At 40.5% G+C, this 12,759-nt stretch carries 14 protein-coding genes; 4 read left to right on the top strand and 10 right to left on the bottom strand.

The genetic code is table 11. From position 1 onward, the window contains the following. Positions 1–479: 479 nt before the first annotated feature. Positions 480–1,673 carry a class I SAM-dependent rRNA methyltransferase gene (locus FCN25_RS09670; RefSeq protein WP_137224165.1) on the top strand — a complete coding sequence of 398 codons (1,194 nt, stop codon included), beginning with the start codon at positions 480–482 and terminating at the stop codon, positions 1,671–1,673. Positions 1,674–1,842: 169 nt separating this feature from the next. Here the strand turns inward: FCN25_RS09670 and FCN25_RS09665 are convergent, their stop codons facing one another. From FCN25_RS09665 to FCN25_RS09650, 4 genes are all read right to left on the bottom strand, one after another. Then, complete coding sequence (locus FCN25_RS09665; RefSeq protein WP_137224163.1) at positions 1,843–2,181, bottom strand: DUF805 domain-containing protein; 339 nt, start codon at positions 2,179–2,181, stop codon at positions 1,843–1,845. 458 nt (positions 2,182–2,639) lie between these two features. After that, a complete protein-coding gene (locus tag FCN25_RS09660; RefSeq protein WP_137224162.1) occupies positions 2,640–3,173 on the bottom strand; it encodes a GNAT family N-acetyltransferase in 534 nt (177 codons plus the stop codon). Continuing rightward, the gene (locus FCN25_RS09655; RefSeq protein ID WP_137224160.1) at positions 3,170–3,439 is read right to left on the bottom strand and encodes a DUF1778 domain-containing protein; all 270 of its coding nucleotides are present in this window, start codon (positions 3,437–3,439) and stop codon (positions 3,170–3,172) included. The genes FCN25_RS09660 and FCN25_RS09655 overlap by 4 nt, the downstream gene beginning before the upstream one ends. A 350-nt stretch (positions 3,440–3,789) precedes the next feature. After that, on the bottom strand, positions 3,790–4,317 hold the full coding sequence (locus tag FCN25_RS09650; protein WP_137224158.1) for a hypothetical protein: 528 nt from the start codon (positions 4,315–4,317) through the stop codon (positions 3,790–3,792). A 286-nt stretch (positions 4,318–4,603) separates the two neighbouring features. On the opposite strand from FCN25_RS09650, the gene FCN25_RS09645 reads away from it, so the two are divergent. From FCN25_RS09645 to FCN25_RS21250, 3 genes are all read left to right on the top strand, one after another. After that, positions 4,604–4,942 (top strand): cytosolic protein, encoded by a 339-nt coding sequence (locus FCN25_RS09645; protein ID WP_137224156.1) that lies wholly within the window; start codon positions 4,604–4,606, stop codon positions 4,940–4,942. A gap of 122 nt (positions 4,943–5,064) precedes the next feature. After that, positions 5,065–5,283, top strand: coding sequence for a hypothetical protein (locus FCN25_RS21330; protein ID WP_368074081.1), 219 nt, complete (start codon positions 5,065–5,067; stop codon positions 5,281–5,283). Positions 5,284–5,322: 39 nt separating this feature from the next. Continuing rightward, positions 5,323–5,454, top strand: a complete 132-nt coding sequence (locus FCN25_RS21250) for a hypothetical protein (RefSeq protein WP_257984938.1) — start codon at positions 5,323–5,325, stop codon at positions 5,452–5,454. A gap of 233 nt (positions 5,455–5,687) precedes the next feature. On the opposite strand, the gene glmS is transcribed toward FCN25_RS21250, so the two are convergent. The 6 genes from glmS to atpG all read right to left on the bottom strand — a co-directional run bounded on the left by glmS (position 5,688) and on the right by atpG (position 12,739). Further along, a complete protein-coding gene (gene glmS, locus FCN25_RS09635) occupies positions 5,688–7,517 on the bottom strand; it encodes a glutamine--fructose-6-phosphate transaminase (isomerizing) (RefSeq protein ID WP_137224152.1) in 1,830 nt (609 codons plus the stop codon). 34 nt (positions 7,518–7,551) lie between these two features. Then, positions 7,552–8,322: a DeoR/GlpR family DNA-binding transcription regulator gene (locus FCN25_RS09630; protein ID WP_137224150.1), complete on the bottom strand. Its 771-nt coding sequence runs from the start codon at positions 8,320–8,322 to the stop codon at positions 7,552–7,554. A 161-nt stretch (positions 8,323–8,483) separates the two neighbouring features. Next, positions 8,484–9,848: a bifunctional UDP-N-acetylglucosamine diphosphorylase/glucosamine-1-phosphate N-acetyltransferase GlmU gene (glmU, locus tag FCN25_RS09625; RefSeq protein WP_137224148.1), complete on the bottom strand. Its 1,365-nt coding sequence runs from the start codon at positions 9,846–9,848 to the stop codon at positions 8,484–8,486. 139 nt (positions 9,849–9,987) lie between these two features. Further along, positions 9,988–10,416: a F0F1 ATP synthase subunit epsilon gene (locus FCN25_RS09620; RefSeq protein ID WP_137224146.1), complete on the bottom strand. Its 429-nt coding sequence runs from the start codon at positions 10,414–10,416 to the stop codon at positions 9,988–9,990. 36 nt (positions 10,417–10,452) lie between these two features. Beyond that, positions 10,453–11,844, bottom strand: a complete 1,392-nt coding sequence (gene atpD, locus FCN25_RS09615) for a F0F1 ATP synthase subunit beta (RefSeq protein ID WP_137224144.1) — start codon at positions 11,842–11,844, stop codon at positions 10,453–10,455. Positions 11,845–11,878: 34 nt separating this feature from the next. Beyond that, positions 11,879–12,739: a F0F1 ATP synthase subunit gamma gene (atpG, locus tag FCN25_RS09610; RefSeq protein WP_137224142.1), complete on the bottom strand. Its 861-nt coding sequence runs from the start codon at positions 12,737–12,739 to the stop codon at positions 11,879–11,881. Positions 12,740–12,759 lie beyond the last annotated feature (20 nt).

Genomic DNA, 12,759 nt, shown 5'->3' with positions numbered 1-12,759 from the left:
TGTTTTTTACCAATACAAAAAGCCACTTAAGAATATTGGCCCGTATTAATACCACAAACAAGCCGTTAATCCCTATTTAATGTACATTTTAGGCACATTAAATAAACGCAGTCTAAAGCTGATAATTAGTCATAAACAAAGTTATCAGCTAAGTTTGGGCTTCGAGTGATCCCAAAATTAATGGCTTGATAAACAGCAGTCACAGCCATCATGTTAGAACTAAATAATATGCTGATCTTCCCCATTTGTTATTGATTATGATGATAACAATCTAACACCAAGCCAATCATTTAATTATTTGTCAGGTTTTTAAGCTAAAAAAAGGCTATGATCTCCATTCGTCATCCCGATTTTTTGAAACAAACAATTAATTGATGGCATGCATACCTCTAACTAAGTCGAAATAAAGGCTTACAATCACCTTTTAACGACTGCGACGTGAATATTAGTCCCCTTTACATTTTACATTAGGCAATACCATGGCTATCAGAATTAAACTTAAACCTGGCCGCGAACGTTCATTAGAGCGACGCCACCCTTGGATATTTTCCAACGGTATTCATAACGTCAATGGCGGAAAACCGCAAGCTGGCGACACGGTTGAAGTCGTGGCACATGACGGACATTGGCTCGGACGCGGTGCCTGGTCGCCAGAATCTCAAATTCAAGTGAGGATATGGACCTTCGACAAAGAAGAAACCATCGATGCTGATTTTTTTGCCAGACGGTTAAAAAGAGCCCAAGCAGGACGCGGTAATCTTATCCGCGAACAGGGTCTAACGGGTTATCGTTTAATCGCGGCAGAATCGGACGGTTTACCTGGTATAACCATAGACCGTTATGCCAACGTATTCGTTTGCCAACTATTAAGTACTGGAGCTGAAAAGTGGCGCGACACGATTGTTGAGCAACTGGTACTTCAGTATCCAGACTGCGCTGTCTATGAGCGTTCAGATGTAGACTCAAGAAAGAAAGAGGGTCTAACTCCAGTTGTAGGATTACTCCACGGAGAGTTGCCTCCAATGCCTATCATTATCGAAGAGAACGGTATTAAGATTGCCGTCGATGTTGTTAAAGGCCATAAAACAGGATTCTATCTGGATCAACGAGATAACCGCGCCATGGCAGCTCGTTTCGTTAAAGGTAAATCGGTACTTAACTGTTTTTGTTATACAGGAACATTTGGTTTATATGCAGCTAAAGCGGGGGCGGCTAGTATTGAAAACGTTGATGTATCAGCGCTTGCTCTACAAACTGCTCGAGATAACATGGCCATTAACAACTTTAATGATGACCACGTGAACTATAACGAAGCCGATGTGTTCAAATTGTTACGCCAGTACCGAGATGAGGGTAAAACCTTCGATGTTATCGTACTAGACCCACCTAAATTTGCTGATAATAAATCACAGTTAGATGGCGCATGTCGTGGCTATAAAGACATCAATATGATTGCGATGCAATTGATGAATCCCGGCGGAATATTACTAACGTTCTCGTGTTCAGGCTTAATGCAGTCTGACCTATTCCAAAAAGTGGTTGCCGATGCTGCACTAGATGCAAAACGTGAAGTTCAGTTTATTGAGCGTATGCACCAAGCCAGCGATCATCCCATTAGCAGCGCATTCCCTGAAGGTTATTACCTCAAAGGTTTGGTTGCTAGGGTTTGGTAAATTAACAAATAACAGATAGTAAAAAGGGAACAATATTTGTTCCCTTTTTGTTGATTAAAAATCGCTGCAAGCTCTATGAATTATAGTGCTAATAATATCAGCCACACAATTTAAACGTGTTCAAGACAACTTAACTGTTATTAGCATCACCACAATATCTTGCTCGATTTTATGTTGGGACACCTAATTTAGGGTTAACGCCGTAATCATTCGTACCATGGCTGTCTTGAGCTAAGAAAACAATCAGAACAATTAAACCAATAATTGGAATTAATAGTATTAATTGCCACCATCCAGAACGACCAGTGTCATGCAGCCTTCTAGCTGCAATACTAAGACTTGGAACTAATAATCCGAGACTCACTATCGCTGAAATGGTATCTAAACCAAGCACGGCCAAAATTACATTGATAATGGTATAAATAAGTATAAACATCCAATATTCTTTTCTTCGCGCCCGACCAGTGAAGTCAGCATACTTTTTTAATGCGCCTACAAAATAATCCATTAAAAACCTTCCTTGTTATTGATAAATAATTAACTGGATATTAGCAGAATATCGACAAATACTCTAAATATCCTTAGTTAACACAAAATTTAATATTTTCAGTAGCTTACCAGCACATTTAAGTTAAATCAATCATCCTTTAATAACTTTGTCATAGTATGTTGTCATTTTTAATGGTTCATAACTAAAATCGAAAATTTAATAATATTTCAATGGGATGTCTTATTTCATTTGTATCATAATCAAAAATAGGACAACAAAAAGGCTTCTAAAGAAGCCTTTGAACGACCATATTAAAGTTTGATAAAAATTTATGTCATCATCAACGGTAACAACCCAAAACTTTGATAATTAATTTGAGAACGAATGTCGTTTTTTGATAATAAAGCTTGATCATTTTCCCTCTCACTTTTGGACATTTTTGAGCTAACAGGATTAAGCACTGCCTAATTATTAACTCATTGGTTAAAAAGTCTTTCTATCGTTTTCATTGGTAGAAACATGCGAATGCGTCCATTATGTTCACACAATACTTCAAAGCCAAATTTTGTATAGAATGCCTGTGCTGGATCAGTGAGACAGTCCACGACAATAGCATAAGCCCTCATATGGTGGTTAACTTCCCAAAGGTACTTCAGAGCACGGATTAAACTGACTTTTCCTAGCCCAGAGCCGTGAAATTCCTTATGCACAGCTAACTGAGCTAAAAGAAACACTGGAATTGGGTATCGAGGAAGTTTCTTTGCTAGTTGCTCTGGTAAGGTTTCTCGATTGATTGAGCTAGGCGCAACACTGTAAAATGCACATATTGCAAACTTCTGATTAAGCAATGGCTGAGCACTAGGGAGAATCATTGTTCGACTAATACCTGCTTCCATATGCTTTGCTGCTTGAGTTTTGATAAATGTATTTAGCTCTTGCTCACCACAGTCGAATGAGTTGCGGTCGTGATATGATTTACTAAGTTCTACGAACTCTTTACCCCAACTCACTTGATACCGCTCTCATCTGTGAATTTTGCAGCATTCAACAAAGCTTGATTTGGCGATTTTGCTTTGTTACAAGCAGCCATAAATGCGTCAAAGACACTATCTTGAACCACGATACCTTCGTGGTTCTCAATTACGTTTGTTGCATCTTCGTCCATAAGCCTAACTACATATTCAGTTAAACTTTTCAGACCAAGCAATGCTGATGCCTTTTCTGCTTTCGCTTTTATCTCTTCATCAAGACGGATATCTAAACGTGCTGTTGCCATAACTCCTCCAGTGTACGGACATATTCCGTAACGACAGAGATTATAGTTCAAACATTGAACACATTCAACTTGTACGGAAAGATTACGGATTATAAAAAGCGTAATAATCTCGATACGACACTGAGATGCATTAATTCGTCGGGAGCTGAGTTCAGATAACTAGTATGACAAATGCACATTAACAGCATGTGAATGTGCATTTACTACACTTTAACGAATAAAGGGGCAATAACTGCTTAGAGTGGCCACTCTAAATCGTACCTGGACAAAAGCGTGCTAGAGCCAAAGTTCTAAAAAAGGCTATTGGTGTTGGGAACAGTATGGGAATAGAATCTGAGATTAGCTTTTTATTATATTTCAATAGCCTTCGCGCTCCACTTTATTTGGTCAATAGGTATAATTACTATTTTATAATCAAACGTACTATCTTTTTCGCTGAAGAGAATATGGTCAAGTGGACAATCGATACTATATAGCCCACCCTCAACCGAAACAAAACCATCGAAATCAAATTTTGATAGGTTTATAGACGCACCAGTAAGAAAATCTATTGCCGATTCTTTAGCTAGACATATTACCTCATGCGTTGGCTTTAACTTTTGAAAGAAAACACGGCTATGAGCTTCTACTTCATAGTCGCTCCCACGACCATAAACCACTAGACTTTCCTGTGGTGAGCATACAACGCGTTCGACAAGTAATTCCCAATTTGACTGAGCCCAATCATGAAAAAAATCATCAAATGAAACCGCAAAATCATTATCTCGAGAGATCGCTTCATCAGCGTATAATTTATAAGCTAGTTTCATAGAAGAGAAACCACTTAGCAAATGACTCCTGAAGTTCTCTATTGCTCCTGATGGCAGCTCTACATTCATAAATTAGTGATGAACCTTATTTCAAATAAAACGTTCAAGTGTTTATGCGTTGTTTGCAAGGCATAAATCGCTTGTTAACTTGGCCGATGCCACATCCATATAATCGGTAACGTTTACTCAACATAAGATGCTATAGGAATTCGTTTTTTTGCGGTAGTTATTTTTCGTACAGCCTTTTCCATAATGTACCTTGCTGACACATAAATTGCACAGAATTACTAAATCTCTACTACGTTCTGCCCCTGATAATGTTAAAATCTCCGCATCAGAATTACCGAGAAACTCAATGTTTATCCATCATGTTAACGGCATCGACTGGCTAGTGATCACAGCTTTTGAAGAACTGAAAACTATGTTTATCGAAGACGCCGGTACGATACCCTCTTGCTTCTCTACCGCCAGCGAATTGAACCTCGTTGATCAAGCAAAGCTAACTTATAGATATTTGCCTACTCTCAGCGGCGTAATCACCGATATCGGCACATATGAAAGACAGGGTAACGAAGAAGATTTGAACCCGCAGCTTGCCTGCATAGTTGAAGGGCATGGTCGGGTATTTATCTATCACGGCGGCTTTGTAGCTTTTGTGGATGACGAGCAAACCTTTATTACCCGAATAGACTGAAAATTATTCAGTAAGTTGAAATCGGCGAATTGGCATCCCTAGTAAGGAATGGGGCAAAAACGTTTTAACAAAGTTTAGTATCAAACGAAATATGATGATGCCCTTAATGCATAATCATTGGAATGATTTCTATTAAGAATCTGCTTAAAAATAACTCTTGCATTGTTCTTTTTTTGACCCAATATAGGATTCAAGGAGATATATTTATGTTGAGCACAGGCGAAAAACCAGGGAAAGGTGTTTATACATGCACAAAATGTGGACAAAAAGTCATTTTAGATGATAACTCCGATACACTTCCTCCTTGCCCTAAATGCGAAGCAACAAACTACACACCTTAAAATAATAGCCTATATAAATTTATCAATAAGGTGAGCGGAATGAGCATAAAACCAGGCCCTAAGCCAAAAGCTGAATCTACAGGTAAAACAGATCAAAGACGTAGTGTTACCCCTGAGAACAAGTCTAAACATCCTAGTTTAGATACTCATAAACATAAACCGGGTAAATAGTTTTGCGTTACAAACGCTATTGTCCTGGAGTTTAACTACCCATGAGATTGTATTAACATAACTTTTTATCTTAAAAAAAAAGCGACCACTCAATGAGTCTGTCGCTTTTTTTTAGTTTCGAACATTTCACAGTAGCGAACTTGTTTAGTTTCTAACTTTTCAGTTAGTAGCTATCTTTATGACTAGTTTCGAACTCTATTTAACTCCCACACTTTTTTATTAAAAAATAAAACTTACTCTACCGTTACAGACTTAGCCAAGTTACGCGGTTGGTCTACGTCGGTACCTTTAATTAATGCCACATGGTACGACAATAACTGTAATGGAATGGTGTAGATCAACGGTGCCATAAATTCATCACAATGTGGTACTTGGATAACTTTCATGGTGTCGTCTGACTCAAACTCAGCGTCAACATCTGCAAATACATACATTAATCCACCACGAGCACGAACTTCTTCAACGTTTGATTTTAGCTTTTCGAGTAATTCATTATTTGGTGCAACCACGATGACTGGCATATCAGCATCAATTAACGCTAATGGACCGTGCTTTAACTCACCGGATGCGTAAGCTTCAGCATGAATATATGAAATTTCTTTTAACTTTAGTGCTCCTTCCATGGCAATTGGATATTGATCACCACGGCCTAAAAATAACGCATGCTGTTTGTCGGCAAAATCTTCTGCTATTTCAGCAATAGCATCGTCTAAACCTAATGCTTGTTCAACTTTTGCAGGCATTGATAAAAGGCTTTGAGTAATCGCAGCTTCCATTTCAGTTGTCATGCCGTTATGACGACCAATAGCCGTTGTTAACATTAATAAACCAGCAAGTTGCACGGTAAAGGCTTTAGTTGACGCAACACCAATTTCTACGCCAGCTTTCATCATATAAGCCATGTCAGATTCACGTACTAATGATGAACCAGCTGAATTACAGATGGTTAATGTGGCTTTGTAGCCCATTTCTTTTGCAAGGCGCATAGCCGCTAAAGTGTCAGCGGTTTCACCAGACTGTGAAATAGTGACTAACAAGCTATTTGGGAACAGATGCGACTTGCGGTAACGGAACTCAGATGCTATTTCGACGTTACACGAGACACCAGCCCAATCTTCTAACCAATAGCGAGCAGCCATACCGGCATGATAACTGGTACCACAGGCAATTATCTGCACATGTTTAATATCTTTTAGCAATTCAGATGCTTTTTCACCAAAGGCAGAATCTAATACCTTACCACCAGCAATACGACCTTCTAAAGTATGTGCTATGGCAGTAGGTTGCTCATAAATTTCTTTCAGCATGTAGTGACGGTATTCACCTTTGTCACCTGCATCATGTACAACTTCAGACTCTTTCTTTTCACGCTTAACAGCGTTGCCATTAACATCAAAAATGTTAACTTCACGACGAGTGATTTCAGCTACGTCGCCTTCTTCTAAAAATGCGAATGAACGAGTGACGGGTAACAATGCTAATTGGTCTGATGCAACAAAGTTTTCACCCAAGCCATAACCAATAACTAATGGGCTACCGCTTCGAGCAACCACCATACGATCACTATCACGACGGTCAATAACCACTGTGCCATAGGCACCTTCAAGCTGTTTAACTGTCGCTTGTACTGCAGCTAATAAGCTGGCTGCGGTTTTTAACTCATGATGGACTAGATGGCAAATAACCTCAGTATCGGTGTCTGATGCAAATACATAACCTAAGCCTTTTAGCATTTCGCGTAGTTTATTGTGATTTTCAATAATACCGTTGTGAACAACCGCGATATCGCCTTCAGATAAATGAGGGTGTGCATTGCGCTCATTAGGTTCACCATGAGTAGCCCAACGAGTATGAGCAATACCTGTGCCGCCAGCGAGTGGTGTGGTATTTAGTGCTAAAGACAACTCTTGAACTTTACCGACTCGGCGAGTTCGAGCTAATTCTCCATTATTGATGACTGCAATACCCGCAGAGTCATAACCACGGTATTCAAGACGACGTAAGCCTTCTACTAAAATTTCTGCAACATCCCTTTGCGCCACAGCGCCTACGATTCCACACATGTTAGTTTCCTTTACTGTTTCAATTTAATTTTGTTTACTTAGCGTATGGCGCGAGTATGACTCTTACACCATGTGCTGAAATAGTGTTAACGGATTCTTGAGTGATGTTGTCGTCGGTAACTAAGACATTAACCACATCCCAAGGTAATTCTAGATTAGGGATCCGTCGGCCAATTTTAGTCGACTCTAATAGCACTACGACTTCACGAGACATTTCAGCCATCACTTTGCTTAGGCCGGTTAGTTCGTTAAATGTGGTGGTACCACGATCCAAATCGATGCCATCTGCACCGATAAATAATTGATCGAAATTATATGAACGTAATACTTGCTCTGCTACCTGGCCCTGAAAAGACTCTGAGTGAGGGTCCCAGGTGCCACCGGTCATCAATAATGTCGGCTCATTTTCAAGTTCATGAATGGCGTTTGCCAGTTGCAATGAATTAGTCATCACCACTAAATCGCGCTTATCATTAAGTTGCTGCACAAGACCAGAAGTAGTACTGCCGCTATCAATAATAATTCGGTTATGATCACGAATAAGCTCAGCAGCTTTAGCAGCAATCGCTTGCTTGTTTAAAGACAGTTTCTCATTGGTAATTTGAGTCATTTCTTGAGGAACAGGAACAGCCCCGCCATAACGTCGTAACAATAGCCCATGGGTTTCAAGCATGGCTAAGTCTTTGCGAATAGTGACTTCTGAAGTGGCAAATAAATTAGCCAGCTCATCGACACTGACTTCACCTTGCTCATTAACCAATTTAATGATCGAATGGCGACGTTGTTGGGTATTACGTTTAGTCATTAAGCTTAATATCTTTCACATAAGTTTCAAAACGAAAGATATTTTAGCACCAAATGAAACTTTATCTAGTTTTTATGACCTGAATTTGAAATAAAAGCATAAAAAAACCTCTGTGATAAGCAGAGGCTTTTGACGTTTTTAGTTTTTAATTAAATCTGAATTTACTTTTTAATTTTTACTGGACGCTGCCAACCGGTAATATGGCGCTGTTTAACACGAGTGATCACCAGTTCATTTTCAGCAACATCTTTGGTGATAGTTGAACCAGCACCTAAAGTAGCATTTTTGCCTATGGTAACAGGTGCAATTAACTGAGTATCACTACCGACGAATACGCCATCTTCAATGGTAGTAATAAACTTATTAGCACCGTCGTAGTTACAGGTAATAGTACCTGCACCTATATTAACGCCTGCACCAATAACAGCATCGCCTAAATAAGCCAAGTGGCCTGCTTTAGAACCTTTACCTAATACACTCTTTTTAATTTCTACAAAGTTGCCAATATGAGCGTCTTCTTTAAGCTCTGCTCCAGGGCGTAAACGAGCAAAAGGCCCAGCACTGGCAGCTTGTCCAAGCTTAGCGCCTTCAACAATAGTATAAGGTTTAATTTCGGCATTATCGGCAATATCACAATCAATCAAAATCGCACCAGCACCAATTATGACGTTATTGCCTAAGGTCACTTTACCTTGAAAAATAACGTTAACATCAATCATCACATCCATACCAACCGTCACGTCGCCGCGAATATCAATACGAGCAGGATCACGTAAATTAGCCCCATCTAACATGAGTTTTTCTGCTTGGAGGATTTGGTAAGCTCGTTCTAACTGCGCAAGTTGAACACGGTTATTAGCCCCTTCAACTTCAATGTTTGATTGTGGTTGTGAGGTGGTAATTTCTACACCATCGGCATTAGCCATAGCAATAATGTCAGTTAAATAGTATTCGCCTTGAGCATTGTTATTAGATAGACGATTTAACCATTCTTTTAACTGCTTACCTGGTACAGCCATAATGCCAGTATTTACTTCATTAATGGCTAACTGTTCATCGTTGGCATCTTTTTGTTCAATAATTCCAACTACGCGACCCTGCTCACGTACGATACGACCGTAACCAGTAGGGTTGGGCAAATTCACCGTCAATACTGCAAGACCATTAGCTGGGCGTACTGCCAATAATTCCTTTAGAGTTGATTGCTGAATAAGTGGTACATCACCATAAAGAATTAATACTGTATCATCGTCGTTAATGTTCGGGTTTGCTTGAGCAACCGCATGGCCAGTACCCAGTTGTTCAGCTTGTAATACCCAATTTAATGGTTGTTCACCTAAAGCCGTTTGTAATTTATCAGCCCCATAGCCATATACTAATTGAATAGCTTGCGAACCAAGTGAATTAGCAGTGTCGATAACATGCTGAACCATACTTTTGTGGGCGATGGGATGCAGCACTTTAGGCAGATCTGAGCGCATCCGAGTTCCTTTACCTGCAGCTAAAATCACAACATTTAACGACATTGAGCATTCCTTTAATGAACCGATAGAGATTTGCTGACATTTTAACGGAATATCAACCAAAGGGAAAACACAGCTGGAGATTTAACCAATAAAAAAGGCGACTCATAAAGAGTCGCCTTTTAAGCGTCAAATAATCAGATTATCTGGTGATATTTTTTTTGATGCATTCAACAACACGTAATTGAGCCATAGACTTGGCTAACTCGATTACTGCAGCTTCATAATTGAAGTCAGATCCCGCGTTAGCAATTGCTTGCTCAGCATGTTCTTTGGCTGCTAAAGCAGCTTTCTCATCAATATCATCGGCACGTAATGCTACATCAGCAAGCACTGAAATTGCAGTCGGTTGCACTTCAAGTAAACCACCTGATAGATACAACACTTCTTCACTGCCATCTTGCTTGATAAAGCGCGCCATACCAGGCTTGATTTTTGTCAGTAACGCAACATGGTTAGGCATAATACCTAACTCACCTTCAGCACCAGTAACTTCTAAAAAGCTAACTTGGCCGTGGTAGATGCTATTTTCTGCACTAACAATATCAAGTTGGACTGTTTTGGCTGCCATCAAGTTCTCCTTAAAGAACTAAGCTTTACGGCCTAGTTATTTCTTTTTGTTAGCTTTTTCGACAGCTTCATCGATTGAGCCAACCATGTAGAACGCTTGCTCAGGGATGTGATCGAACTCACCATCCAAGATACCCTTAAAGCCACGAATAGTGTCTTTAAGAGAAACGTACTTACCTGGAGAACCAGTAAAGACTTCTGCTACGAAGAAAGGCTGAGACAAGAAACGCTCAATCTTACGTGCTCTGAATACCATGGTTTTGTCATCATCTGACAATTCATCCATACCCAAAATAGCAATAATGTCTTTCAGCTCTTTATAACGCTGTAATACAGTTTGTACACCGTTTGCAACATCATAATGTTCTTGGCCAACAACCTGTGGATCTAACTGACGTGAAGTCGAATCCAATGGGTCAACCGCTGGGTAAATACCCAAAGAAGCAATTTGACGAGACAATACAACAGTCGCATCTAAGTGAGCGAAGGTTGTTGCTGGTGACGGATCAGTCAAGTCATCCGCGGGTACATATACTGCTTGTACAGAAGTAATCGAACCAGACTTAGTTGAAGTGATACGTTCTTGAAGAACACCCATCTCTTCAGCTAGTGTTGGCTGATAACCTACTGCAGAAGGCATACGACCTAATAGTGCAGATACTTCAGTACCAGCTAGGGTGTAACGGTAAATGTTGTCCACGAACAACAATACGTCACGACCTTCGTCACGGAACTTTTCAGCGATACTCAGGCCAGTTAACGCTACGCGTAAACGGTTTCCCGGAGGCTCGTTCATCTGACCATAAACCATGGCTACTTTGTCTAATACGCCTGAATCTTCCATCTCGTAGTAGAAGTCGTTACCCTCACGAGTACGCTCACCAACACCAGCGAAAACAGAAAGACCAGAGTGGGCTTTAGCGATGTTGTTAATCAGTTCCATCATGTTAACTGTTTTACCAACACCAGCACCACCGAACAGACCAACTTTACCACCTTTAGCGAAAGGACAAACAAGGTCGATAACCTTGATACCTGTCTCTAATAGCTCGGTTGAATTTGACTGATCTTCATATGAAGGAGCTGCACGGTGAATTTCATATCGTTCTTCTTCACCGATTGGACCCGCTTCATCAATTGGCTCGCCCAATACGTTCATAATACGGCCAAGGGTCTTAACCCCTACCGGAACAGAAATTGGTGAACCTGAGTTTGCTACCTCTAGACCACGACGCAGACCATCAGAAGAACCCATAGCGATGGTACGAACTACACCACCACCTAGTTGCTGCTGAACTTCCAGCACCAAACCATTGCAGGCGCCTTCGCCAGTGATCTTCAGAGCGTCATATACTCGAGGTACAGAATCTTGTGGAAACTCTACGTCCACAACCGCGCCAATTACTTGGACAACAGTACCTGTGCTCATGATTAATCCTCTAAACTTGATTTCGTTACCTAACCTAAACCGCTGCAGCGCCTGATACAATTTCCGACAGTTCTTGCGTAATCGCAGCCTGACGGGCCTTGTTATAGACGAGTTGCAGATCATCGATCATTTCGCCAGCGTTATCTGTTGCCGCTTTCATTGCTACCATACGGGCAGCCTGTTCAGAGGCAATATTTTCAACAACACCTTGATACACTTGAGACTCTATATAACGAGTTAACAGTAAATCCAAAACTTCTTTTGGATCAGGCTCGTAAATATAATCCCAAGGGTAACTCGCTACTTCTTCATCTGACTTAGGTAAAGGTAGCAGCTGTTCGATCACAGGAGTCTGGCTCATAGTATTAACAAACTTGTTAAACACAATGTACAGACGATCCAGTGTACCTTCGTTGTAAGCTTTTAACATGACACGTACCGTGCCAATTAAATCAGCAAGTTTTGGCGCATCGCCTAAACCTGATGCATGGGCGGATATTTCACCACCAAAGCTTTTAAAAAACTGAACAGAACGGGCACCAATTGGGCAAAACTCAATATCGGCGCCCTGTTCTTTCCATTTTTTAACGTCTGACACAACCTTTTTAAAGAGGTTGACGTTCAAACCACCACAAAGACCACGGTCGGTTGCTACAACAATATAACCAACCCGCTTGGCATCTCTCACCTCTAAATAGGGGTGTTTATACTCGAGAGTACCTTGCGCTACGTGACCGATCAACTTACGCATATTTTCAGCATATGGACGGCTCGCTGCCATGCGTTCCTGCGCTTTGCGCATTTTGCTAGCGGCTACCATTTCCATAGCAGAAGTGATCTTCTGAGTATTTTTAACACTCGCGATCTTAGTTTTAATCTCTTTAGCGCTGGTCATCTCTACTCTCCAATCTGGGA

This window comes from Shewanella sp. MEBiC00475, assembly GCF_005234075.1.
GTDB lineage: Bacteria > Pseudomonadota > Gammaproteobacteria > Enterobacterales > Shewanellaceae > Shewanella > Shewanella polaris.
Note: the sequence above shows the minus strand (reverse complement) of the source record. Positions and strands in the feature narration are given on the sequence as shown.